At 61.9% G+C, this 24,709-nt stretch carries 24 protein-coding genes; 16 read left to right on the top strand and 8 right to left on the bottom strand.

Features of this window, described 5'->3' with window-relative positions:
* Window positions 1–30 precede the first annotated feature (30 nt).
* From NKH57_RS18745 to NKH57_RS18730, 4 genes are all read right to left on the bottom strand, one after another.
* Complete coding sequence (locus NKH57_RS18745) at window positions 31–321, bottom strand: hypothetical protein (RefSeq protein ID WP_352946053.1); 291 nt, start codon at window positions 319–321, stop codon at window positions 31–33.
* Window positions 308–1,753 carry a type II and III secretion system protein family protein gene (locus tag NKH57_RS18740; protein WP_352946050.1) on the bottom strand — a complete coding sequence of 482 codons (1,446 nt, stop codon included), beginning with the start codon at window positions 1,751–1,753 and terminating at the stop codon, window positions 308–310. Before NKH57_RS18740 ends, NKH57_RS18745 begins: the two co-directional genes overlap by 14 nt.
* Window positions 1,754–1,807: 54 nt before the next feature.
* Window positions 1,808–2,869, bottom strand: a complete 1,062-nt coding sequence (gene cpaB / locus NKH57_RS18735) for a Flp pilus assembly protein CpaB (RefSeq protein ID WP_352946047.1) — start codon at window positions 2,867–2,869, stop codon at window positions 1,808–1,810.
* 90 nt (window positions 2,870–2,959) lie between these two features.
* On the bottom strand, window positions 2,960–3,172 hold the full coding sequence (locus NKH57_RS18730; protein ID WP_352946045.1) for a Flp family type IVb pilin: 213 nt from the start codon (window positions 3,170–3,172) through the stop codon (window positions 2,960–2,962).
* Between the two features lie 526 nt (window positions 3,173–3,698).
* On the opposite strand from NKH57_RS18730, the gene NKH57_RS18725 reads away from it, so the two are divergent.
* From NKH57_RS18725 to NKH57_RS18695, 7 genes are all read left to right on the top strand, one after another.
* Window positions 3,699–5,087 (top strand): TadA family conjugal transfer-associated ATPase, encoded by a 1,389-nt coding sequence (locus NKH57_RS18725; RefSeq protein WP_352946042.1) that lies wholly within the window; start codon window positions 3,699–3,701, stop codon window positions 5,085–5,087.
* A complete protein-coding gene (locus tag NKH57_RS18720; RefSeq protein WP_352946039.1) occupies window positions 5,087–6,058 on the top strand; it encodes a type II secretion system F family protein in 972 nt (323 codons plus the stop codon). The genes NKH57_RS18725 and NKH57_RS18720 overlap by 1 nt, the downstream gene beginning before the upstream one ends.
* 78 nt (window positions 6,059–6,136) lie before the next feature.
* Window positions 6,137–7,027 (top strand): type II secretion system F family protein, encoded by an 891-nt coding sequence (locus tag NKH57_RS18715; protein WP_502907304.1) that lies wholly within the window; start codon window positions 6,137–6,139, stop codon window positions 7,025–7,027.
* Window positions 7,028–7,080: 53 nt separating this feature from the next.
* Window positions 7,081–7,620: a tetratricopeptide repeat protein gene (locus tag NKH57_RS18710; RefSeq protein WP_352946036.1), complete on the top strand. Its 540-nt coding sequence runs from the start codon at window positions 7,081–7,083 to the stop codon at window positions 7,618–7,620.
* A 1-nt stretch (window position 7,621) separates the two neighbouring features.
* On the top strand, window positions 7,622–8,161 hold the full coding sequence (locus NKH57_RS18705) for a prepilin peptidase (RefSeq protein ID WP_352946033.1): 540 nt from the start codon (window positions 7,622–7,624) through the stop codon (window positions 8,159–8,161).
* 369 nt (window positions 8,162–8,530) lie between these two features.
* The gene (locus NKH57_RS18700) at window positions 8,531–9,667 is read left to right on the top strand and encodes a hypothetical protein (protein WP_352946030.1); all 1,137 of its coding nucleotides are present in this window, start codon (window positions 8,531–8,533) and stop codon (window positions 9,665–9,667) included.
* A gap of 258 nt (window positions 9,668–9,925) precedes the next feature.
* Window positions 9,926–10,945: an isopenicillin N synthase family dioxygenase gene (locus NKH57_RS18695; protein ID WP_352946027.1), complete on the top strand. Its 1,020-nt coding sequence runs from the start codon at window positions 9,926–9,928 to the stop codon at window positions 10,943–10,945.
* A gap of 295 nt (window positions 10,946–11,240) precedes the next feature.
* Here the strand turns inward: NKH57_RS18695 and NKH57_RS18690 are convergent, their stop codons facing one another.
* From NKH57_RS18690 to NKH57_RS18675, 4 genes are all read right to left on the bottom strand, one after another.
* A complete protein-coding gene (locus tag NKH57_RS18690; RefSeq protein WP_352946024.1) occupies window positions 11,241–12,344 on the bottom strand; it encodes an alcohol dehydrogenase family protein in 1,104 nt (367 codons plus the stop codon).
* Between the two features lie 9 nt (window positions 12,345–12,353).
* Entirely contained in the window at window positions 12,354–13,733 is a 1,380-nt protein-coding gene (locus tag NKH57_RS18685; RefSeq protein WP_352946021.1) for an aspartate aminotransferase family protein, read from the bottom strand.
* 31 nt (window positions 13,734–13,764) lie between these two features.
* Window positions 13,765–15,258: an NAD-dependent succinate-semialdehyde dehydrogenase gene (locus NKH57_RS18680; protein ID WP_352946018.1), complete on the bottom strand. Its 1,494-nt coding sequence runs from the start codon at window positions 15,256–15,258 to the stop codon at window positions 13,765–13,767.
* Between the two features lie 131 nt (window positions 15,259–15,389).
* A complete protein-coding gene (locus NKH57_RS18675; protein ID WP_023756851.1) occupies window positions 15,390–15,881 on the bottom strand; it encodes an Lrp/AsnC family transcriptional regulator in 492 nt (163 codons plus the stop codon).
* Window positions 15,882–15,963: 82 nt separating this feature from the next.
* Between NKH57_RS18675 and ehuR the strand changes: the two genes are divergently transcribed.
* From ehuR to doeA, 9 genes are all read left to right on the top strand, one after another.
* Window positions 15,964–17,349, top strand: a complete 1,386-nt coding sequence (gene ehuR / locus NKH57_RS18670; RefSeq protein ID WP_352946015.1) for a MocR-like ectoine utilization transcription factor EhuR — start codon at window positions 15,964–15,966, stop codon at window positions 17,347–17,349.
* Window positions 17,350–17,473: 124 nt separating this feature from the next.
* Window positions 17,474–18,259, top strand: a complete 786-nt coding sequence (gene ehuA / locus NKH57_RS18665) for an ectoine/hydroxyectoine ABC transporter ATP-binding protein EhuA (protein WP_352606580.1) — start codon at window positions 17,474–17,476, stop codon at window positions 18,257–18,259.
* Window positions 18,260–18,345: 86 nt separating this feature from the next.
* A complete protein-coding gene (gene ehuB / locus NKH57_RS18660) occupies window positions 18,346–19,197 on the top strand; it encodes an ectoine/hydroxyectoine ABC transporter substrate-binding protein EhuB (protein ID WP_352946012.1) in 852 nt (283 codons plus the stop codon).
* A gap of 173 nt (window positions 19,198–19,370) precedes the next feature.
* A complete protein-coding gene (gene ehuC / locus NKH57_RS18655; protein ID WP_352946009.1) occupies window positions 19,371–20,030 on the top strand; it encodes an ectoine/hydroxyectoine ABC transporter permease subunit EhuC in 660 nt (219 codons plus the stop codon).
* Window positions 20,031–20,064: 34 nt separating this feature from the next.
* Complete coding sequence (ehuD, locus tag NKH57_RS18650; protein WP_023756846.1) at window positions 20,065–20,724, top strand: ectoine/hydroxyectoine ABC transporter permease subunit EhuD; 660 nt, start codon at window positions 20,065–20,067, stop codon at window positions 20,722–20,724.
* Window positions 20,725–20,727: 3 nt separating this feature from the next.
* Window positions 20,728–21,507, top strand: coding sequence for an ectoine utilization protein EutA (gene eutA, locus NKH57_RS18645; RefSeq protein WP_352731368.1), 780 nt, complete (start codon window positions 20,728–20,730; stop codon window positions 21,505–21,507).
* Between the two features lie 5 nt (window positions 21,508–21,512).
* Entirely contained in the window at window positions 21,513–22,502 is a 990-nt protein-coding gene (gene eutB / locus NKH57_RS18640; RefSeq protein WP_352486821.1) for a hydroxyectoine utilization dehydratase EutB, read from the top strand.
* Complete coding sequence (gene eutC, locus NKH57_RS18635) at window positions 22,499–23,491, top strand: ectoine utilization protein EutC (RefSeq protein WP_023756843.1); 993 nt, start codon at window positions 22,499–22,501, stop codon at window positions 23,489–23,491. The genes eutB and eutC overlap by 4 nt, the downstream gene beginning before the upstream one ends.
* A 38-nt stretch (window positions 23,492–23,529) precedes the next feature.
* Complete coding sequence (gene doeA / locus NKH57_RS18630; protein ID WP_352731366.1) at window positions 23,530–24,708, top strand: ectoine hydrolase DoeA; 1,179 nt, start codon at window positions 23,530–23,532, stop codon at window positions 24,706–24,708.
* Window position 24,709 lies beyond the last annotated feature (1 nt).

Below are 24,709 nucleotides of genomic sequence, written 5' to 3'. Positions count from 1 at the left end.
GCGTCCTGAAACCGCATCCTTCCGTTCAGTTCACGGCGTCACACCCGACCCACCGACATTGACCGTGATCGCTGGCGGCGGTGGCGGTGGTGGTGGGAATTTGTAATTGTGCGCAACAAGTGCGGCGCGCGTGCCGTCGCCTTCAATGTGTGTGTTCCTGGAGGCCGGATTGAGCGGATCGACCGTCTGCAGGAGCGAATTAAACTTCTGCGTGTCGCCGGCGGCCAGCGTCACCGAATCATAGTGGTTCAGATAGTCGGCGGCGCAGCCTGACAGCGCACCGGCGCATACAATGAGGATCAAGGTGCTATTTTTTGACATAGAGCATCTTGTCCTTCGATTTGAAGTCGAGCATGTGGCCATAAGGGCCGGTGACGCCATCACCCGTTTCGTATTTTCGGATCATGTCCTTGTTAACCTCGAGCTGGCCGAGCACGAAGAATTCCGGATCGTTGGCGGGCCGGGTCTTGTCGAACGGCGTCGCCAGCTGCTCGCCGGGCTTCACCGGCCGCACGATATGCGGCGTGACGATGACCACCAGCTCGGTCTCTTCCTTCTGGTTGCTCGAATTGCGAAACAGCGTGCCGATAATCGGCACCTGGCCGAGCCACGGCACCTGCTCCTGAAGCTTGGTAGTCTTGCTCGACAGAAGGCCGCCGACGGCGAAGCTCTGGCCATCGCGCAATTCGACGACGGTCGACAGTTTGCGGTTGGTGAAGATCGGGTCGCCGGCTGTAGTGAAGCCGGTCAGGTCACTGACCTCCGGCGCCAGGTCCATATGGATTTTACCGTCGTCCAGCACGACCGGCGTGAACAGAAGGTTCACGCCGAACTGCTTGTATACAATGCTAATCTCGCCGTCTTTATCGAGAGTGCGGATCGGCACTTCGCCTCCGGCGTTGAAGCTGGCCGGCTCGCCCGAAAGCGTGGTGAGATTGGGATTGGCGAGGGTGCGCACAACGCCTTTTGCCTCAAGCGCCTCGATATAAAGATCGACCTTGATATTACTGTCGATGACGCGAGTGAGCAGCGCTCCGAAGGGGGTGGAGTTAGACAGCAAATTGCTGAGCAGAGTGCCTGGTCCTAGTACGACTTTGTCCTTGTCGACGGCGGCAATGCCGGTTCCAGTTTTAGTCGTGCCATCGCCGTTTGTGCTTCTGATCGACACGCCTAGATCGCGGCCGGCGTTGCGCTTGGCTTCCAGCACGCGCACTTCCAGATTGACCTGCTGGCTGTCGTCTACGATGACCGAGTTGATAATGGCGTCGGGGCCATATTGCTGCGCCACCTCCAGGATCGACGCCAGCGTGGCGCCGTCCTTGACATGGCCGCCAAGCCTGACCCTGCCGTTGACCGAGCCGATTTCGATGCGCGACTTCGGCGCCACCTGGCGGATCGCCTGCGCCATGTCGCTGACATCGACGCCGACCTCGATCTGGAGGGCGCCGAGCGAGCGCTTGTCCGTGGAGAACAGATTGACCGTGGTGGTGCCGGCGCCTTTGCCGATGACATAGAGTGTCCGGTCGGTCATCGGCTGGGCGTCAGCGATCTTCTCGTCACCAACGACGATGTCGCCCAGATTGGCACTCACCTGGACCGTTACCGATTGCGACATCGGCAGGAAAATCCGATGCACGCTTGGGGTCGATACGTCGATGAACCGGTCGGCGGCATAGGCCACCAGGCTCGACAGCAACAGCGCCGCCAGACCGGGCAACGCGGCCGCCGCCATCCTTAACCAAGTCCCCTGCATCCCCGTCTCCCCAATCGCCGCCGATGGCAGCCCCGTTCTATTTGCCGCACTCTATCACGGTTGTCGCGGCACGTCATATGTCTCGAGCTTCACGCCCCGGAATACACCGATGGTAGCACGCGCGGGTGGCTCGGGCGTCACATATTTGACCACTTCCTTGACGACTTCCCGGACTTCCGGCGCCGATACCACGGCCGGGGCCGGCTTGACCTTGCTTAGGTCGTCGAGTTTGTTTCCCACCCGGTCGACTGCCTGGGCCAATCCCGCGATCTTGTCGTCTGCACGCTTGCGGTCGTCCTCCGCGCGTTGGCGGTCGGCAGCGGCGGCAGCGTCGGCCGCAGCCTGCTTGGCGAGTTCGGCTTGCCTTTTGGCGACGTCAGCCGGCATTTCCCCGGTCAGGTCGGAGAGAGTCACGCGCTCGGTCGTCTCGCCCTTGCTGGCAGCGGCCTGGCGCAGCGCCAGGGATAACTGGCCTGCGCCCGCCGCTAGGGTCAGTTTCTGTGCGTCCTTGGTGCTGACTTCGACCGTCACCGCTTTGACGACGGTCGGGCTGTCCTTGCTCTCGTCGGCGACCTGGTCGACGGCGAGCACCTTCACGCTCTGCAAAAGTACATCGACAAAACTCTGGTCCGCGCCGTCATTGTTGTGCATCGTGCGCGTCAACAGCACGTCGACCCGGTCGCCTGGGAACACAAATCCGGCAACGCCGAGCACGTCATTGACCCTGATGGAAACGGCCTTCAAACCTTCGCCGAGCACCGCCGATAGCGTGGCGCGCTGGCCGGGGCCGGTAATCTTGGTGGCGAGGATCGGTTCGTTGACACCAATCGCCTGCAGTGCCTGCTTCGAGCCATCGCCGGCCAGCAATTCCTTTGTCGTCTTGAAGGCGCCGGCCGGCATCGCGCCCGCCGGCCATGCGACTTCACGCAATTTGTCGGCGGACAGCGTGTCGCCGAATTTGAACCCGGCCGCCGCCACGACGACCGTGTCTTCCTGGACGCCGTCCGCGCTCGCCATGGCGCTGCGCTGGCTGGCCAGCCAGATATTGATGAGAACCACCGCAAGCACGCCGAACACACCGGCGAGTATGATCATGATGAGTGTATTGGCGCGCATAGCCCAAGCCCCAAGCCCCAAGAGCGGGAATTCGCCCGCCGCGATTGGATTCAGGCCCGGATCGAATGGATCCGGGCCCGAAGCATTTGATTAGCTGCCGACGCCCGCACCGCAAGTGCCGATGCCGCTGGCTGCCATCGCCGTGCAGAGGCCGGTGAAGCGACCGTTCACCCACAGACCGATGCCGACAATGATAAGAATTGCCGCGCCGGCGATGATGCCGACAAGGATAGAATACTCGACCATGGCAGCGCCGTTATCGTCGTCGCGGAACTGCCGGGCCATCGTCATGAGCTTCTTCATGATAATTTCTCCCTTTGGAGGTTGAACCCGACGAGACGAGCCAGGATGAAATCCATACCCAAGCATCCCCCGTCATCTCGATCCTAGGTCCCGAGAAATTGCGGAGTCAAACGGGATTAACGGTTCCTTAACTTCCCAATACATGAACTCCCGAGTTGAGTGCGGCCCTAAATTTCAGCAAGAGCTTGATTCGTCTAATTTTTCAAGCGTCCTTAACCATTCGTTCACAATTATGCGTATGGGCTAATCAAGATGGACGTACTTTAGCAATATGACATATTCCTTTATATCTAAGGGGTTGTGGCCAGCTGTGGAGGGAAATTCCCATGCCGGAGCGCGCGAGGGTACAGAGCAGTGCGCCACTCATGTTTGGCAGCGTGCAGCCGGAAATAAAAACGATATTTTTCTTGCCTACTCCTTAACTATGTTGAGAGTATTGTGCGCAAGTGAGAAACCCCGGCGCTTGTGCGTCGCTTGGTTAACGTTTAGTTTCCACTAATGTGCGCTGCAGGGGGTATAGGGGATTATGCTGGGGCGGTTCATCAAGGGGCCAAGCGAGCCGCAGGCGGTTGCAAAGGTCGAGCCGCTGGCGGTGCCGCCTGTTGCTCAGCCCCTTTCGCCGGCGGCCGACATTGAAACACATGGCGATGATTTTCTGACGCTCAAGGTCGAGCTTCATCGCCACCTTATCGATCGGTTCAATCTCACCGCTCTTGAAAGCGCCTCCAAGGATGAGATCCTGAACGAGATCCGTCCGATCGTCCGCGAGTTCGTGCGCAGCCGAAACGTGCCACTGAATGCGCGCGAGCTCGATCAACTGACAAGCGACACCGCTGATGAAATGCTCGGGCTAGGCCCGATCGAGCCGCTGCTCAAGGATGATTCCATCGCTGACATTCTGATCAATACTCATAATCGGGTATTTATCGAGCGGCGTGGCGTGATCGAGGAAACCGCAATACGGTTCCGCGACGAGGCACACCTGCTGCGTATCATAAACAAGATTGTCTCCGCCATCGGCCGCCGTGTCGACGAATCCGCGCCGATGGTCGATGCCCGACTGGCAGATGGTTCGCGCGTCAACATCGCGGTGCGGCCGATCTCAGTGGATGGCCCGCTGGTGTCGATCCGCAAATTCTCGAAGAACCCTTATTCGCTCGAGCGCCTGATCGCGTTCAATTCGATCCGCCCGCCGATGGTCGATCTGTTGCGGATCGCGGTTCAGGCACGCAAATCGATCCTGGTCTCGGGCGGCACCGGCAGCGGCAAGACGACCCTGCTCAACGCCCTGTCAAGCTACATCCCCTCGAAAGAACGTCTGATCACCATCGAGGATGCGGCGGAACTGCAACTGCAGCAGCCTCATGTCGGCCGGCTGGAGACGCGGCCGCCCAATGTCGAGGGCAAGGGCGAGGTTCGCCAGCGCGAGTTGCTGAAGAACGCGTTGCGTATGCGGCCCGACCGCATCATAGTCGGCGAGGTGCGCGGCGAGGAAGCCTTCGACATGCTGCAGGCAATGAACACCGGCCACGAGGGCTCGATGACCACCATCCATGCCAACACGCCGCGTGACGCGATCTCGCGTCTCGAACAGATGGTCGGCATGGCCGGCATGCCGATGACGCACGACTCGATCCGGGCGCAGATTGCATCCGCCATCGACATCATCGTACAGACCCAGCGCCTTTCCGACGGCGGCCGGCGCGTGACATCCATCTCGGAACTGACCGGCATGGAAGGGAATGTCGTCCAGCTCCAGGAAATCTATCATTTCGTCCGCCGTGATGTGACAGCCGACGGCCAGATCGTCGGCGACTTTCGCGCCACCGGCGTGCGTCCGCGCTTTGCCCAGGAAGCCGCAACGCTTGGCCACCACTTCGGCAAGGATGCCTTCAATCCGCAGGTTCCGCTCTGATGCCCACTGGTCAGACGCTGCTCTATTTCATCTATGTGCTTGCGGCCGCATCGATGATCCTTGCCGCCGAATCCCTGTATGTGTCTTACGCCGCGCGGCGCGTTCGAGCCGGTACGATCAACCGACGTCTCGCGCGCCTGGCGGAGGAGGCACCTGCCGAAAAGACTCTGCAAGGCTTGCTGCGTGAACGCGGGCTGACAGGTTCAGGCGATTACATCTTTGGCATGGTCGGTTTGAACCGGCTCTACACACAATCCGGTATCACCGGTAATCCGCTGGCTTTCGCAGCAATGTTCCTCCTCGCCGGGTTGGTGCTCGCGTTGGTGCTGCCATTGTTTCTTGGCTTTTCCACTGTCGTGGCGCTGATCGCCCTTCTGCTTGTGGGGTTTGCGCTGCCGCTCCTCGTTCTTCGGCGCGCGCGCAACAAGCGTATCTTGAAATTCGCTGCCCAACTTCCCGATGCGCTGGACATGATCGTGCGCTCGTTGCGGGCAGGTCATCCGACGACAGTGGCTATCGCGCTTGTAGCGCGTGAAATGCCTGACCCGCTGGGCACCGAATTCGGCATTGTCTCCGACGAAATCACCTTCGGCCTCAGTCTTGAAAATGCCGTGCGGAAACTTTCGCAACGCGTGGGGTTTGAAGGTCTCCATCTGCTTTCGGTGTCGCTCTCCATCCAGGCCAAGACAGGCGGAAACCTCACCGAGATCCTCTCGAACCTCTCATCAGTACTGCGCGAGAGGGAGAAATTGCGGATGAAAATCAGGGCACTGTCGGCCGAGGGCAGGATGTCGGCATGGATCATTTCGCTGTTTCCGCTGGTCATGCTTGCCCTGCTAATGGTTATCGCGCCGAGCTACTATGGGGATATTTGGAACAGTCCCCTTCTCATGCCGGCGTTCGTGATCTTCGGACTCTGGGCGCTGCTCGGTGACTTCATCATGTATCGAATGGTCAATTTTGATTTCTGACAGGAGCGAAACATAAACCTGTTTTCAAATACCCAGGATCTGGGCCTTCTGGTTTCTATCGCTGTCTTCCTGGCGGCGATGGCGCTGTTCCTGTTCGGCGCGCTGGTTTTTCGGCCTGCCTTGCAGACGCGGAAACTGGTCGCGCAAAACCTGCTGTCTGAAGGGATCGCCAGCCGTCGGTCGTTGGTCGGCCAGGAACAACTCGCCAAGATATCGGCGCAACGACCGGTCGATGCCTACTTCCGATCAGTCGAGAAAGAGCGAGGCGAGCCTAACGCTCTCGAAGCCAAGCTCTTTCGTGCCGGATTCTACCAGGCGAGCGCGCCCCTTTTCTATACCCTGTCCCGAATAGGGGCTGTCACCGTCGGCTTTCTGGGAGTGTATACCGGCTTGCTTGCCGTGGTCCCACCGCAAATTCCGGGGATTCTTGTATTCGCGGCCTCCGCGCTGTTTGGCCTCGCTTGTCTGGTTATTCCGAGTGTCGCGCTGGATCGTTTCGAGAATGCCAAGAAGGAAACCTATCGCCGGGGTTTTCCCGACTTCATGGACATGATGATCACCTGCGCCGATGCCGGCATGAGCCTGGAGGCCGCCGTGGAACGGGTGAGCCAGGAACTGGCTGGCACGCACAAATGGCTGGGGATACAGCTTGCGATCATGAATCTGCAGTTGCGCGCCGGCAAGCCGTTGCGTGAGGCACTCCGGGATCTATCCGAGCGTCTGGGCCTCGATGAGGCGAGGGCACTTTCGGTATTGTTCCGCCAATCGGAAGAACTCGGCACCAGCCTGACGGATGCCCTGCGAGTCTACAGCGACGAGATGCGCGGCAAGAGAATTCTCAGGGCAGAGGAAAAGGGCAACGCGCTTCCGGTCAAGATGATGATCCCGCTCGGGGTCTGCGTCTTTCCGGTGGTCTTGATGATTGTCCTGCTGCCGATCATCATTCGCATGAAAGGTGTTTTCTTCTAGTTACATGTATGCTTTGGTCCTAATGTGAGTCGGGGGCCCTCGAGGGGAACTATATGAGAAGGGTTATCGCTGTCGCAGCCTGCCTGTTGACGGTAGTACTTGCAGGCTGCCAGACGGACGCCACCGACGGTGTGGTCCGCACCAACGAGCCGTCGAAGGGTGATGTGACGTCCTTCGGCGATGCTTTCGACGGGCTGAAGACGGTCAGTGACGTCGAATATTACGCCTCGGACCAGGCTGTTGCCGAAGCCAAGAACCAGTTCCGCGCGGAAAATTACGGCAATGCCGGCGCGCTGTTCTTCAAGGCGACGCAACTGGCGCCCAATGACGGCGGCGCCTGGATGGGGCTGGCCGCCTGCACCGACCGGATTCACCGCTTCGACCTTTCCGACCGGGCCTATGCCCGTGCGTCCAAGCTGGTCGGCGCGACGCCCGAATATTACAACAATGTCGGTTATTCCTACCTGCTGCGCGGCAAGCTGCAGGATGCACGCAGCAATTTCCTCAAGGCTTATGAACTGGCGCCCAACGATCCGACCGTCGCCAACAATCTGAAGCTTCTGTCATCAAGCGTGCAGAATATCGAGCGCTAGCATGTTGCTCGTCGAAGCGCTGCTGCTGAAGGTCCTCGCCATCCCTCTGCTGGCAAGGATTGCCTGGCTCGATTTCACCACGCAGAAAATTTCCAACCGGGACGTGCTGCTGCTGCTCTGCCTTGGGGCGGGGGGCATGTTGCTGCTATCGCTCCAATCCGGATCCTGGTGGGACACGGGGCTGAGTGCCATGGCCGGGCTTTTGCTGTTCGTAGCGCTCTTCCCGTTCTGGGCCTTGCGCAAGATCGGCGCCGGCGATGTCAAGCTGATCGCTGTGGTGCCTTTTTTGATCGGTGGCAGCGATCTGGTTGTGTTTTCGGTGCTGCTGTTGGTTTTCGCCCTCGCCACCGCTGCAATCGTGAAAAACCCGTTCATGCTGCCTGCCGGTGCTTTTCGGCTCATTGTCCAGCATTTGGATCGCAAGGGCGTGGTGCCGTTCGGAGTGCCGATCTCGATAGCCGCGATCTGTACGATAGCGTTCCTGATCTACAAAAGTTTGGTGCTGGCGAACAGTTCTGGAATCCTCAACCAGCTTAACTGAACCTCGCAGCCGCATAGCTGGATTCGCCGCGTACTGGAGATCGGCACAGCCGTGCGGGCCTTTCTCCCCACGCCGCCTGTTCGGGACCAGGGCTACGAACTCGGGTTAACGGGTTGCTTCGGAGCCTTCGCCGGCGCGTAGGCTGACGAAAAACCCGCCTGTGCGGCGGGTCACTGGCGCAAATCAGCACCATGGACAAATATGTACCATAGCTGAGGGCACGGAGTCAAGAAAAAATTCCTATCATGAACGGCGCCGCCGACGCCGCCGGCTGTCGTCAGGTCTTTTGTCAGCCTGAGTTCGGAGCCCGAGGACCTTGCCGGGCAATCAGGTCGATGGCTAAATAAACGATCACAGGGAGAAGGCAGCATGGCACTTCACCTTTCGGCGGATGCCCCGGTCTCGGTCGCTCCGCAGAAATATCTCTTTGGTCCGTTCATCGACTTTTTCATGCTTGGCGGGAGCGCGTTCCTGATCCTGCCGGTGCTGTATTTTGTGCCGCTCAAATACGAAGGTCTGGTGGCGCTGACGGCGTTCCTGCTGTCCCATCTCATCAACCAGCCGCACTTCGCCCATTCCTACCAGATTTTCTATCGCAACTACGCACGCAAGGTGCGCGGTGACGGGTACGACAGGAGCCTCCAGCTTCGCTACATTTTCGCGGGCATTGTCGTCCCGCTGATCATGGGCGCCTTCTTCGCCTATGGCTCCGTAACCGGGAACGCTCGCCTGCTGGGATATGCCACCAATGCGATGGGCTTTTTCGTCGGCTGGCACTACGTCAAGCAAGGCTACGGTATGCTGATGGTGGACGCCGTCTTGAAGCGCAAATTCTTCAGCGATCAGGACAAGAAGGTGCTGCTGTTCAACGGCTATGCCGTGTGGCTGTTCGCCTGGCTTCAGACAAACGCGGTGATCACCGAACGGCAGTTCTGGGGCCTGGACTACTACACATTCGCCGTCCCGCCATGGCTCCTCAACATCGCGCTCGCGGTCGCGGCTGCTTCCTCCGCGGCCACCATCGTGATGTTTGCCAATCGCTGGCGCAAGCATGGTGGCGCGCTGCCCTATAACGGCGTTGTCGCCTATGTCGTCACCCTCTATGCCTGGATCCTGTTCGTGACGATAAATCCGCTCTGGCTGCTTGTGGTGCCGGCGCTCCATTCGTTGCAGTACCTGGCGGTGGTCTGGCGTTACCAGACCAATGTCGAGCGCGACCGCGCGGATGCCACCAGGGATCCGGGGTTAAAGGTCCTGTCCATTGTCGGGCCGCTGTACAGGCTGCGGGTGCTGATATTCATCGTCGCCGGCACAATTCTTGGCGCGCTTGGTTTCTGGCTCGTGCCGATGGCGCTGACTGCCTTGGTCCCCTATGACAAACAGGTGCTCGGCTCGTCGCTGTTCCTCTTCATTGCGTGGATATTCATCAACGTGCACCACTACTTCCTGGACAATGTGATGTGGCGTCGCGGCAACCCGGAAGTGTCGAAATATCTGTTCCGCTAGCTGCTATTGGACGATGTCGCGCTCGAAGGACGGTCCGCGCGATGCATTGCGGGCAAAAGAGCAGCTTGGAACATTATTTGCCGACAGGCCATCATATGCAGCGCTGGCGTTCTTCCATTCGGACCAGATTGGAGTGCCCGTTGCTTTGATCGGCAGCCACCGCGTGCCACTTTTGGAGGCGCGATCCGTGCCCGGATCTGCTGCCTGTGGTCGCTTCTACTTCTCCCAGGCAAGGCAGAGAATGGAAGGAACCTGACCATGCCCAGAATTGTGCCGGTGCTCGATCTGAGCCGTCTCGAACAAGGTGCGTCCGAGCATCGCACCTTTCTCCTCGACCTGCGCACGGCGGCCCGGGACGTCGGCTTCTTCTATCTCAGCGGCCACGGAATTTCCGCCGCGGAGATCGACGACGTGCTGGATGCCTCGCGCCGCTTCTTCGCATTGCCCGAAGCCGACAAGCTGGCCATCGAAATGGTCAAGTCCCCGCAGTTTCGCGGCTACACCCGCGCCGGCGGCGAACTGACCAGGGGCACGGCCGACTGGCGTGAGCAGCTCGACATCGGCGTCGAGCGCCAGCCGATAGCGCAAGGGCCGGGAGTAGCACCCTGGACGCGGCTGCAAGGGCCGAATCAGTGGCCCCAGGCGTTGCCGGAGCTCAAGCCGGCGCTGCTGGCATGGCAGACCAAGGCGACGGCGGTGGCGATTCGCTTGCTGAAGGCCTTCGCGCTGTCGCTCGACCAGCCCGAGGACGCCTTCGACGCGATCTACCGGGATTCGCCCAACCATCGCATGAAGATCGTGCGCTATCCCGGCCGTCAGGCGACCGGCACCGACCAGGGCGTCGGCGCGCACAAGGATGGCGGTTTCCTGACCTTGCTGCTGCAGGACGACAACAAGGGACTGCAGGTCGACTATGATGGAAGCTGGGTGAATGTCGACCCGCTCCCCGGAACGCTGGTCGTCAACATCGGTGAACTGCTCGAACTGGCATCGAATGGCTATCTCCGCGCCACCGTGCACCGCGTCGTCACGCCGCCTGCCGGCGTCGAGCGGATTTCCGTGCCCTTCTTCTTCAGCGCGCGGCTGGATGCCACCATCCCGCTTCTCAGCCTTTCCGAGGAACTGGCGGCGCAGGCACGCGGACCCGCAAGCGATCCCGACAACCCATTGTTCCGCGATGTCGGCACCAATGTGCTCAAGAGCCGCCTGCGTTCACATCCCGACGTGGCACGCCGCCACTATGCCGATCTGCTCGAGACCGGAGCCGCGGGCTCGTGAAGGCTTTATGGCGCTGAGCACGAATTTTTGCCAATTTGCACATTTTTTGGAATTCCATTCGTGGCCGAAGCGCAGAAATAAGCCCAGACTGGCAAAATCGTTCGGCGGTTTCCTCCCATTCCGCTGGACGGTGTTCCCCTCTGAAGGTTTGACCTTCTTTTGGCCGGGCCGTCTTCGCGCCCGGCCATTTTTCGTCCTGGTTTCGGACGGCGCAATGCGGAAATACTGCAAAAGCCCGTCAAACACCCGTGTCGTGCTCATTTCCACATCGAGGCAGTGTTGAGGCATAGGTTGTTCAGCCAGCCGAACCCCACATGGCATCCGGCACCACAACCAGCTTGCCGACGAAATCCTTGGCGACAAAATCCGCCTGCGCACGGTGGAAATCGGAGAGCTTGTAGACGCCGCCGACCAGCGGCCGGATTTTCTTCGCTTCGATGTATCCAACGATGCGGCGGAAATCCGCGCGCGTGCCCTGGCTCGAGCCGTGCAGCTGCAACTGCTTCAGGTACATCGTCCTGAGATCGAGCTGCACGACCGGACCGGCGATCGCGCCGGCGGTGGTATAGCGGCCTTCGGGCCTGAGGATGCGCAACAGATCGTTGAAGATGGCGCCGCCAACGAGGTCTGCGACCACGTCGATCGGCTGGCCGCCGGTCGCCTCGTTCACGGCATGCGGCAGGTCGGCAACGCCACGGGTGATGACAGCCTCGGCGCCGATGTCGCGCACCGCCTGTTCCTTGCCCTTGCCGACGACGGCGTAGGGAATGGCGCCGCGCGCTCGCGCCAGCTGCACGATGCCGGAACCGACACCGCCCGAAGCACCGGTGACAAGCACGCGTTCACCGGCCTTGAGCGCGGCCCGTTCCAGCATCTGTTCGCCGGTCAAATAGGCGCAGCAGAAGGTGGCGAGCTCGACGTCTGTCATGTTCGTATCGACGAGATGAGCATTCTCGGCCGGCACGGCCTGGTATTCGGCATAACCACCGTCGCGGCCGTGGCCCATATAGTCGATGTCGGCGAGCGAATCGTCGTCGCGGTTGTAGATGGAGAAATCGACCATCACCCGTTCGCCGATACGGCCAGGCGAAACGCCCTCGCCAACCGCGGCGATGGTGCCGACAGTGTCGGTACCCTGGATGCGCGGGAAAACAAGCGTGTTGCCCTGGCGCCGCCAGGTCGACACCGCAGCCGCGTCCTCTTCCGTGCCATAGGCGCCCTGGCGCACCCAGACATCGGTATTGTTCATCCCGCAGGCGCTGACTTTCACCAGCACTTCACCTGGCGCAGGCGCAGGAACTTTTACATCGCTGCGGTAGACGAGCTTTTCCGGTCCGCCGTGCCCGGTAAGCAGCACGGCGGCCATGGTGGCGGGGACAGTTTTGGTCATGGCATTCATGGATCGATCTCAGAGATTGGCAAACACGCTCTTGACCGCATCGGCGGTCTTCGAAACGACGATGTCGGCTTCTTCGCGGGTCAGGCAGAGCGGAGGCGCGAAGCCTAGAATGTCGCCCTGCGGCATGGCGCGGCCGATGACGCCGCTCGCGGCAAGCGCCATCGCCACCTGCGGTCCGATCTTGAGCGACGCGTCGAAGAACACCCGGTCGTCCTTGTCGGCAACGAATTCGACCGCCGCCAGCATGCCGTCGCCGCGCACGTTGCCGACATGTTTGTGACCGCCGACCGCCTTGGCCAGCTCGGCGCGGAAATAGGCGCCGGTGTCGCGGGCATTGGTCACAAGATCCATCTCGTCGATCAGTTCGAGATTGGCGACGCCGGCGGCAACGCAGATCGGATGCGCCGAATAGGTCCAGCCATGACCGAGCGAGCCGAGCTTGTCGGAGCCTTGCACCAGCACCTGCCACATCTTGTCGGCGACGATGACGCCTGACAGCGGCGCATAGGCCGAAGTCAGGCCCTTGGCGATGGTGATCAGGTCCGGCTTGATGCCGTAATGGTCGGAGCCGAACATGGTGCCCAGCCGGCCAAAGCCCGTCACCACCTCGTCGGCGACGAGCAGCACGTCATACTTCTTCAGCACCGACTGGATCTTTTCCCAGTAGCCCGCCGGCGGCGGCACGATGCCGCCGGTGCCGAGGATCGGCTCGCCGATGAAGGCGGCGACCGTTTCCGGCCCCTCGGCCAGGATCATCTCCTCGAGCTTGTCGGCGCAATGCTGCGAAAACTGCTCCTCGCTCATCGAACGGTCGGCGCGGCGGAAATAATACGGCGCCTCGGTGTGCAGGATCGGCGCGCGCGGCAGGTCGAAGGCGTTGTGGAACAGGTCGAGCCCGGTCAGCGATCCCGTCATCACGCCCGAGCCGTGATAGCCGCGCCAGCGCGAGATGATCTTCTTCTTCTCAGGCCGCCCTAGCACGTTGTTGTAGTACCAGATCAGCTTGATGTTGGTCTCGTTGGCATCCGAGCCCGAGAGGCCGAAATACACCCTCGACATGCCCTTCGGCGCGCGGTCGATGATCATCTTGGCGAGCGTGATCGAGGCCTCGGTGCCGTGCCCGACATAGGCGTGGTAGTAGGCGAGGTTCTTCGCCTGGGCGGCGATGGCGTCGGCGATCTTCTGCCGGCCGTAGCCGACATTGACGCAATAGAGGCCGGCGAAGGCGTCGAGGCTCTTCTTGCCATTGTTATCCCACACGGTGACGCCTTCACCGCCGGCCATGATGCGCGTCGGGCTCTCGCCGCGCGCATGCGTGCCCATATGGGTCGAGGGATGGAACAAGTGATCGCGATCCCAGGCGGCGAGTTCGTTGGACTGGTCGAGCATTTTTTGACTCCTTGAGGGATGGCCGGACGGATTAAGAGATGTCCAGGCAGAGATACTTCAGATCGGTGAAGGCTTCGAGCCCGTGGCGCGAGCCTTCGCGGCCGATGCCGGACTGCTTGACGCCGCCGAACGGTATCGGCGCGCCGGTGATCTTGACGCGATTGATGGCGACCATGCCGTAGTCGAGCGCGCGGCCCATGCGCTGCTGGCGGGCGCCGTTCTCGGTCACGACATAGGCGACGAGGCCATATTCGGTGGCGTTGGCGCGGGCGATTACCTCGTCCTCGCTGTCGAACGGCGTCACGGCGGCAACCGGTCCAAACGTTTCCTCGCGCATGATCAGCGCTTCATCGCTGACATCGGCCAGCAGCGTCGGCTGGTAGAACAGTGGCCCGGTCTCATGGCGCTTGCCGCCTGTGAGGCAGCGCGCGCCATGGGTCAGTGCGTCGGCGACCTGTTCCTCGACCTTCTTGACGGCGCGCTCATGCATCAGCGGGCCGATGTCGATTCCCTGAGCAAGGCCGTTGCCGGTCCGCAACGTCTCGATGCGCCTGGCGAAGGCGGCGCAGAAGCGGTCGTAGGCCGGACGCTGGACGTAGATGCGGTTGGCGGCGAGGCAGTCCTGGCCCGACGTGGCGAATTTGGCATCGATGGCGATGTTCACCGCTCTGTCGATGTCGGCGTCGGCAAAGACGATCAGCGGCGCATGGCCGCCAAGCTCCATCACCAGCCGCTTCATCGTCGGCGCGCTCTGGGCGGCGATCAGCCGGCCGATCTCGGTCGAGCCGGTGAAGCTCATGGCGCGAACGCGTGGGTCCTCGCACATCCGTCCCACGATGGCCGAAGCCTTGCCGGTGACGATGTTGAAGACGCCGGCCGGCAAGCCGGCGCGCTCGCCAAGTTCGGCCAGCGCCAGCGCCGACAGCGGTGTCTCCGAAGACGGATGCGCGACGATGGTGCAGCCGGCCGCTAGTGCTGCCGCTGCCTTGCGGGTCAGCATCGCCGACGGAAAATTCCACGGCGTGACGACGCCGACGACACCGAGCGGTTCGCGCCGCACCATCATTTCGGCGTTCGGCAGATGGCTGGTGACGCTCTCGGCGTTCAGACGTTTTGCTTCTTCCGCATACCATTCGACGAAGGAGGCGGCATAGTCGATTTCGCCGAGCGATTCCTGCAGCGGCTTGCCCTGTTCCAGCGTCATCAGCAAAGCGAGGTCTTGCTTGGCGGCAATGATCAGATCGAACCATTTTCGCAGGATTTTCGAGCGCTCCTGCGGCAACAGCGACCGCCAGGCCGGAAAGGTGCGCGCGGCGGCATCGATCGCCTTTGTCGTCTGCCGTGCATCGAGCGCGGCGACGAAAGCGACAGTCGTGCCGGTGGCCGGATCGGTGACCTCGAAGCTTTCAGCAGCCTCGCTTGCCGTCCAGTGCCCATCGATATAGGCGAGCTCACGAAGCAGCCGGCGGTCGGCTAGGCGATCGAGCGCTTCATGGCGATGCGAGCGGGCAAAATGCGCGGACATGGTCGAGGCCTCCCGGTTCGGACTGATGCGGGAAGACTATTCGTCCTATGCAGACAGAGGGGCTGTTTGGATGCCCTGATGTAGAGAGTTTCTCTCTATTGCGTCCTTGGGCGAGACGATCTCTCCGATCCCTATGGCGAGACCGGCAACAGGTCGGCTACAGGCAGCGCAATCTCGTCCTTCACCGTCTTGATGACGATGTAGGTGAAGTAACGATCGATGCCGATCTCGCGGTCGAGCAAGCCATCGACCAGGCGCTGGTACGCGTCGATGTCGCGTGCCATCACTTTCAGCACATAGTCGACGCCGCCGCCGACGGACCAGCAAGCGACGATCTCGGGAATGTCGCGGATGACGCGCTCGAAGCGGTCGAAATCGGCCTGGCGGTGGTTGGCCAGCGTCACCTCCATCAGCACGGTTGCGACGGGTGCGACGACGCGCATGGCGATCCTGGCGTGGTAGCCCGAGACGATGCCGGCCTTTTCCAGCTTGCGCAGCCGCATCCAGCACGGCGTCGGCGACAGGCCGACCTGCTCGGCCAGTGCCAGCTTGGTGATGCGTCCGTCGCGCTGGATGGCGTCGAGGATCTTCAAGTCGATCGGGTCGAGTTTCGCGGCAGTCATCAGCATCCACTTTTCGTCGACTGCACCATGACGGCGCATTATTTCGATTGTCAATTGCACTGATTTCGATCTCTAATATGTCATGACATTGTGGCATCCCGATCCCAAGCTCATCCGGCGGCCAGCCTATCAGTCGCTTGCCGACCAGTTCGCGCGCGCCATCCATGACGGGCGCCTGGCCAATGGCGCACGGTTGCCGACGCATCGACGGCTGGCCGACGACCTCAAGCTTTCGGTGCAGACGGTCAGCCGCGCCTATGAGGAACTGATCCGGCGCGGGCTGATTTCGGGCGAGATAGGCCGCGGCAGTTTCGTCCAGACGCAGCGCCGCGAGCCGGAACCGCCCTATCTGCCGGAGCGGCTCGGCGAAGTCATCGATCTGTCGATCCTGAAGCCTGTCTGCGAGCCGATGCATCTGGAGCGGCTGAAGCAGGCCTTGGGTTGGCTGGCCGAGAATCTGCCGTCGAGTTCAGCACTGTCGTTCCGGCCCAATATGGTGTTTCCACGTCACCGCGCGGTGGCGGTCGAATGGCTGAAACTGTGCGGGCTCGACACCTCCGCGCAGAACATCAGCCTGACCAACGGCGCCACCGCCGGCATGACCGTGGCGCTGATGAGCGTGGCGCCGCCCGGTTCGACGGTCGCCACCGAGGCGATCGGCCACCACACGCTGGTGCCGCTCGCCCGTTATCTCGGCTTCAATCTCGAAGGCCTGCCGATCGACGACAATGGCCTTATTCCGGAGGCGCTTGACGAGGCGTGCCGGCTTTCCGACATCCGGGCCGTCTTCGTGCAGCCCTCGGTGATTAACCCGACGGCGACGCTGATGGACGCGCGGCGGCGCGAAGAAATCGCCGCCGTCGCGCGCAAGCACGACATCGCCATCATCGAGAACGATGTGCTCGGTCCCCTGGTAGAAGACCGGCCGCCGCCGGTTGCCGCCTTTGCGCCGGAGCGCACGCTCTACGTCACCTCCTTTACCAAGATCGTGGTGCCTGGCTTGCGCATCGGCTATCTCGCCGCGCCCGACCGCTATGTCGCCGCCGTCGCCAACCGGCATCTGGTCTCGAACTGGATGGCGACGCCGCTGGTGGCCGAGATCGCCACCAAATGGGTCACCGACGGCACCGCGATGGAGCTTGTCCACTGGCAGCGCGCGGCGCTGCGGCGGCGGCTGGATATAGCGGCGGAGGTGCTGGCCGGGGTCGACTATCGCGCCCGGCGCGACGGGCTGCATGTCTGGCTGCAGCTACCGGCCGACCGCGCTGAGGAGAGCTTCGTCGCCCAGGCCCGGCTGCAGGGCGTGGCGATTGCCCCGGGCACATCCTTCCGCATCTCGGATGCGCCCTGGCATCCGGCAGTGCGCATCTCGCTGGGCTCGACCACCGAAGGGGAACTGCGCGCCGGCCTGGGCGTTGTCACCAAGCTTTTGCTTGGCGATCCGGAACATCTGTTGCTCGCCATCTAGGCCGCAAGTGCTCGGAAATTGTGCGGAATTAGAATAATTGTCATGGTATTATTTTCCCAATTGACATGATTTGGCGCGTTCCGCATCGTTAAGAGCCTAGACCTCTCCAGGACGGGGAACCGCATTGCCCACGCCCATCATCAACATCGACGCCATTTCCAAAAGCTTCGGCACTTTCAAGGTGCTGGACGGCCTGTCGATGCAGGTCATGCCTGGCGAGAAGCTGGCGCTGATCGGCCCGTCAGGCTCGGGCAAGACGACGATCCTGCGCATCCTGATGACGTTGGAGCGCATCGATGGCGGTCATATCCAGATCGACGGCGAGCAGCTCTACCACGTGGAGCGCAACGGCCAGTTGCTGCCCGCTGATGAGCGGCATTTGACGAGGATGCGCCAGAAAATCGGCATGGTCTTTCAGCTGTTCAACCTGTTTCCGCACAAATGCGTCATGGACAATGTCACGTTGGCGCCGATGCTGACCAAGGGCACGCCGCGCGCCGCCGCCGAAAAGCGGGCGATGGAACTGCTCGAAATGGTCGGCATGGCCGACAAAGCCAAGAACATGCCGGCGCAGTTGTCCGGCGGACAGAAGCAACGCGTCGCGATCGCCCGGGCACTCGCGCTGTCGCCGAAGATCATGCTGTTCGACGAGGTGACGTCGGCGCTCGATCCGGAGCTGGTCGAGGAGGTGATGAACGTCATGCGCAAGCTCGCCGCCGAGACCGACATGACCATGCTGCTCGTCACCCACGAGATGGGTTTTGCCCACGATTTCGCCGACCGGGTGCTGTTCTTCGATCGCGGCAAGATTGTTGAGGAAGGCAAGCCCGACGAGATTTTCCGCAATCCCAAGCAGGAGCGTACGCAAGGCTTCCTGAAGAAGATCATCGCGGCCGGACATCGCGTCTGACCGCAATGCCAAGGGCGGCGAAGCCGTCCCTCAGGCGGCAACGCCGCCCGTACAAAAGCAGGACAAGGAACAAGGAGTTGGGAACAATGAAGAAATTTGGCATTCTGGCCGGCGTCGCCGGTCTTGCACTGACGGCGGTGCTGGCCGTCTCGACCGCCGGTTCGGCCGACGACAGCAAGCTCGAGCAACTCAAGGCGCAAGGCTTTGCCCGCGTCGCCATCGCCAACGAGCCGCCCTATACGGCGGTCGCCGCCGACGGCAAGGTTTCCGGCGCTGCACCCGATGTGGCGCGCGAGATTTTCAAGCGTCTCGGCGTCGCCGACATCGTCGCCTCGATCTCGGAGTATGGCGCCATGATCCCCGGCTTGCAGGCCGGGCGCTTCGACGTCGTCACGGCTGGCCTGTTCATGAAACCGGAGCGCTGCGCTGCCGTTGCCTACTCTGAACCGGTGCTGTGTGACGCCGAGGCGATGCTGGTGAAGAAGGGCAATCCGAAGGGTTTCAAGAGCTATGAGGATGTTGCCAAGGACGCGACCGCCACCATCGGCGCGCCCGGCGGCGGCACAGAAGAGAAGCTGGCGCTCAATGCCGGCGTGCCGCGCGAGCGTGTCATCGTCGTGCCTGACGGCCAGAGCGGCGTGAAGATGTTGCAGGATGGCCGTATCGACGTCTACTCGCTGCCTGTTCTGTCGATCAACGACCTGGTCAAGAAGGCCAATGATCCAAACCTCCAAGTCATCGCGCCGGTGCAGGGCGCGCCGGTCTATTGCGACGGCGCCGCCTTCAAGAAGGGCGACGAGGCGCTGCGCGATGCCTTCGACGTCGAACTGGCCAAGCTGAAGACATCGGGCGAGTTCGCCAAGATCATCGAGCCCTACGGTTTCTCGGCGGCGGCTGCGATGTCGACGACACGCGACAAGCTCTGCGCGGCGAAGTAGGCGCGCCTTTTTGCCCTTCTCCCCGTTTGCGGGGAGAAGGTGTCATGAAGTGACGGATGAGGGACGGCGCCTACTTCTGAGAGTTTAGCGTCGCTCCTCATCTGCCTGCCGGCATCTTCTCCTCGTGAACGGGGGAAGGACGCTAAGACCAAACGTAGGAAACATCGAATTTCATGACTCAGTGGTCCGGCTATTTCGGCCTGATATTGCAGGGAGCGCTTGTCACCATCGAGCTGACGCTGATGGGATCGGTGCTTGCCCTGTTCATGGCTTTCCTCGCCGGAATGGGACGGCTGTCGCGCTTCTTCATTCTGCGCGCGCTGGCCACCGCCTATATCGAATTCTTCCGCGGCACCTCGATCTTCGTGCAGTTGTTCTGGGCCTATTTCGTGCTGCCCTTCATCGGTATTTCGTTGACTCCGCTACAGGCCGGCGTGCTGGCGCTTGGCCTCAATGTCGGTGCCTACGCCGCCGAAGTGGTGCGTGGCGCCATCCAGTCGATCGGCCGCGAACAGTACGAGGCCTGTACCGCGCTCAATCTTGGCCGCTGGCAAGGTATGCGTCACGTCATCCTGCCGCAGGCGCTGCTGGTGATGCTGCCGACCTTCGGCAACAACGCCATCGAATTGCTCAAGGCGACCGCCGTTGTGTCGCTGATCTCGCTTGCCGACCTGACCTTCCAGGCGCAGGTGGTACGCTCGCAGACCGGTAACACCATGGTGCCGTTCACCACCATCCTGTTCATCTATTTCATTCTGGCGCTGCTCATCTCATGGGGCATGCGCTCGCTGGAGCGCCGCATGGCGCGCGGCCTCGATGGGGTGCGCGTCTGATGGCCGATGCCCTTCTGATAAATTGGGCCTGCTGATGGAATGGGATTGGAATTTCGTCTGGCAAATCATGCCGACGCTGATCCAGGGGGTGAAGATCACCATCCTGGCGACGCTGCTCGGCTCGGTGCTGGCGGCGATCGTCGGGCTGGGCATCGCGCTGGCGCGCCGCTCGCCCAACAAGGCGTTGTCACGCACGGTCGGCTTCCTGGCCGAGTTCATTCGTGGCACGCCGTTGCTGGTGCAGCTCTATTTCATCTTCTACGTGCTGCCAGATATCGGCATCCTGTTGCCGCCGTTGGTGGCCGGTGTCATCGGGCTCGGGCTCCACTACGGCACCTACACGGCGGAAGTCTACCGCGCCGGCATCGACAATGTGCCGCGCGGCCAATGGGAGGCCGCCAAGGCGTGCAATCTGAGCGCCGGGCAAACCTGGACCCATATCATCATTCCGCAGGCCATTCCGCCGATGATCCCGGCGCTGGCCAATTATTTCATCGCCATGTTCAAGGAAACGCCGCTGCTGTCGGCGATCACCGTGCTTGAGCTGATGAACCAGGCGAAAAGCGTCGCCAACACCTATTATCGCTATATCGAGCCGATCACGCTGGTCGGCGCTTTCTTCCTCGTCATCAGTCTGTTTTCGGTGGTGCTGCTGCGCTGGCTGGAACGCCGCTACGGCAAAATCGAGAGGTAGTTCGTGAAACTCTTGCCCGAGATCAAGGTCCATCAGAAGCGGCCAGCGCTGGATGCCCGCCCGCTTGAGCGGCGCGTCGGCCTGATTATCCTGGCCACCGATCACACCAGCGAGCCGGATTTTCGCCGCATGGTGGCGAGCGAGCGGATCGGCGTCTATGTCGCGCGCATTCCCTACGCCAACCCGACGACACCGGAAAATCTGCGCAAGATGCAGCCGGTGCTGACGGCAGGCGCGGCCCTGATCCTGCCCGACGAACCGCTCGATGCGATCTGCTATTCCTGCACGTCGGCCTCGGTGGTGATCGGCGATGCCGAGATCGAGGCCGCGATCCAAGCCGCCAAACCCGGCGTACCAGTCGTCACGCCGCCCATGGCCGGCGTACGAGGGCTGCGTGCGCTGGGCGCACGCAAGATCAGCATTCTCACGCCTTACACGGTCGAGACATCCAGGCCGATGGCCGCCTATTTCGCGTCGCAAGGGTTCGACATCGCCAGCTTCACCTGTCTCGGGTTCGAGGATGATCGCGAGATGGCGCGCATTGCCCCGGCAAAGCTTGTCGATCTCGCGCGTGAGGCGACGGAAGCCAGCGCCGATGCCCTGTTCGTGTCCTGCACGGCGCTGCGCGCTGCAATCGCGGTCACGGGCATCGAAAAGGCGATTGGCCGCCCCGTAGTGACCAGCAACCAGGCGACAGCCTGGAATTGTTTGCGGCTTTGTGGAGATGACGCGCAGCGTCCTGAATTCGGCCGTCTGATGACACTGCCACTGCCGCGTGATTGATGATCATGACACGGGTAACCCTTGAGCACATTCGCGCCGCGCGTGAGCGTATTGCAGGCAAGGTCGAGCGTACCCCGACCGTGCTATCCCCGAGTCTTTCCGAACGGCTGGGCGCGCAAATTTACCTCAAGCTCGAACATCGCCAAATCACCGGCAGCTTCAAGCTGCGTGGCGCCTCCAATGCGGTCGCTTCGCTGAGCACTAATGAGAAGGCGCGGGGCGTGGTCGCGGCCTCGACCGGCAATCATGGTCGGGCGCTTGCCCATGCGGCAAAGCTCGAAGGCCTGCGCGCCGTGATCTGCATGTCGCGGCTGGTGCCGGGAAATAAGCTCGACGAAATCCGCCGGCTTGGCGCGGAGGTCCGCATCGTCGGCAACAGCCAGGACGATGCCCAGCAGGAGGTCGAGCGACTGGTCGCGCAGGAAGGGCTGGTGATGCTGCCGCCCTTCGATCATCCTTCCATCATCGCCGGGCAAGGCACGCTCGGGCTGGAGATGATCGAGCAGGTTCCGGATGCTGCTCTCGTTCTGGTCCAGCTCTCTGGCGGCGGGCTCGCCTCCGGCGTTGCCGCAGCCATCAAAGGCGTCAGCCCCGGGACAAAAATCATCGGTGTCTCGATGGCGCGTGGTGCGGCGATGAAGGCCAGTCTCGATGCCGGCCACCCGGTGCTGGTGGAAGAATTGCCAACGCTGGCGGATTCGCTCGGCGGCGGCATCGGCCTCGACAACCGGCTGACCTTCGCCATGTGCCGCGACCTGCTCGACGATGTCATCCTGCTAAGCGAGGACGAGATCGCCGCCGGCATCCGCCACGCCTATGCGCAGGAGCGCGAGATCGTCGAGGGCGCCGGCGCGGTCGGGATCGCCGCGCTGCTCGCCGGCAAGGTCGGGGCGAATGGGCCGGTGGTCGTGCTTCTCTCCGGCCGCAACATCGACATGAATGCGCACCGCAGGATCGTTTGCGAGGCGCCATCGTTGAAGGAGGATGCCATATGAGCCGGATGACGATCCTTACCGAAGCCGAATTGCGCTCGATCGTGACGCTGGATCTCGATGCGGTCGCCTGCGTCGAAAATGCCTTCCTCGCGCTCGCCACTCTGCCGGTGGCGATGCCGCCGATCCTGCGGCTCGACATTCCCGAGCATCGTGGCGAGGTCGACGTGAAGACCGCCTATGTGCCAGGCATTGACGGCTTCGCCATCAAGATCAGCCCCGGCTTCTTCGACAACCCCAAGCTTGGCCTGCCCAGCGTCAACGGCATGATGGTGCTGCTGTCGTCGAAAACCGGTTTGGTCGAAGCGCTGCTGCTCGACAATGGCTATCTCACCGATGTCCGCACGGCTGCCGCCGGCGCGGTCGCGGCCAAACATCTGTCGCGGTCGGACTCCTCAGTGGCAGCGATCTTCGGCGCCGGTGTGCAGGCGGGCTTGCAGCTCGAAGCACTCATGCTGGTGCGGCCGATCGCCGAGGCACGCATCTGGGCGCGTGATGCCGTCAAGGCTGAGACGACTGCTGGCGCATTGCGCGAAAAGCTCGGCATCGCCGTGCGCGTCGAACCCGATCCCGCAAACGCGGTTGCCGGCGCCGATATAATCGTCACCACCACGCCGTCGACCGAGCCGCTGCTCAAGGCGGGGTTTGTTTCCGCGGGCCAGCACGTCACCGCGATGGGCTCCGATGCCGAGCACAAGAACGAGATTGCGCCGGCAATCCTGCGCATGGCCGATCTCTATGTCGCCGACAGCGCCATCCAGACAAGGCGGCTGGGTGAACTGCATCATGCCATTGCGGCGGGTGTAATGGCCGCCGAGGAAGAGGTGACCGAACTCGGCCAGGTCATCGCCGGCGAACGGCATGGCCGGCGCTCGGCCAGCGACATCACCATTGCCGATCTGACCGGCACCGGGGTGCAGGACACGGCGATCGCCACGCTCGCCCGCGACCGCGCGCGGGCGGCAAATTCCGGAACCATTTTCGAAAGCTGATGCTGGCCGCGAGGCCCAACAAACGAGGACCAAGAACAATGCAGCCGAACCTGAAATTCTCGCGAGGCGAATACGCGGATCGCCTGGCCAAGACGCGGAAAGCCATGGAAGCGAAGGGCGTCGATCTCCTGATCGTCAGCGATCCCTCCAACATGGCCTGGCTGACCGGCTATGATGGCTGGTCGTTTTATGTACACCAGGCCGTCATCGTGCCGCCCTCGGGAGAGCCCGTGTGGTACGGCCGCGGCCAGGACGCCAACGGCGCCAAGCGCACCGCCTATCTCGCGCATGACAACATCGTCGGCTATGCCGATCACTATGTGCAGTCGACAGAGCGCCACCCGATGGATTTTCTGTCCAGCGTGCTTGCCGATCGCGGCTGGGGCAAGCTCACCATCGGCGTCGAGATGGACAATTACTGGTTTTCGGCCGCCGCCTTCGCATCGCTGCAGAAACATCTGCCTAACGCCCGCTTCGTCGACGCAACCGCGCTGGTCAACTGGCAGCGCGCGGTCAAGAGCCCGACCGAGATCGACTATATGCGCAAGGCTGCCCGCATCGTCGAAGCGATGCACCAGCGCATCTTCGACAAGATCGAGGTCGGCATGCGCAAATGCGATCTCGTTGCCGAGATCTATGATGCCGGCACGCGCGGCGTCGATGGTATCGGCGGGGACTATCCGGCGATCGTCCCATTGCTGCCGTCGGGCGCCGACGCTTCGGCGCCGCACCTGACCTGGGATGACAAGCCGATGCGGCGCGGCGAGGGCACCTTCTTCGAGATAGCCGGCTGCTACAACAGGTATCACTGTCCGCTGTCGCGCACCGTCTTCCTCGGCAAGCCGACGCAGGAATTCCTCGATGCCGAGAAGGCGACGCTGGAGGGCATGGAAGCGGGCCTGGCCGCAGCGAAACCCGGCAACACCTGCGAGGATATCGCCAATGGCTTCTTCGGCGTGCTGAAGAAATACGGCATCGTCAAGGACAACCGCACCGGCTACCCAATCGGTCTGTCCTATCCGCCGGACTGGGGCGAACGCACGATGAGTCTGCGTCCCGGCGACCGCACCGAGCTCAAGCCCGGCATGACCTTCCATTTCATGACCGGCCTGTGGTTGGAAACGATGGGACTGGAGATCACCGAGTCCATCCTGATCACCGAAACCGGTGTAGAGTGCCTGGCCAACGTGCCGCGCAAACTCGTGGTGAAGGATTGAA

The organism is Mesorhizobium sp. M1050, from assembly GCF_040318715.1.
In the GTDB taxonomy this organism is placed as follows: Bacteria; Pseudomonadota; Alphaproteobacteria; order Rhizobiales; family Rhizobiaceae; genus Mesorhizobium.
This window is presented reverse-complemented; position numbering and strand designations above follow the sequence as displayed.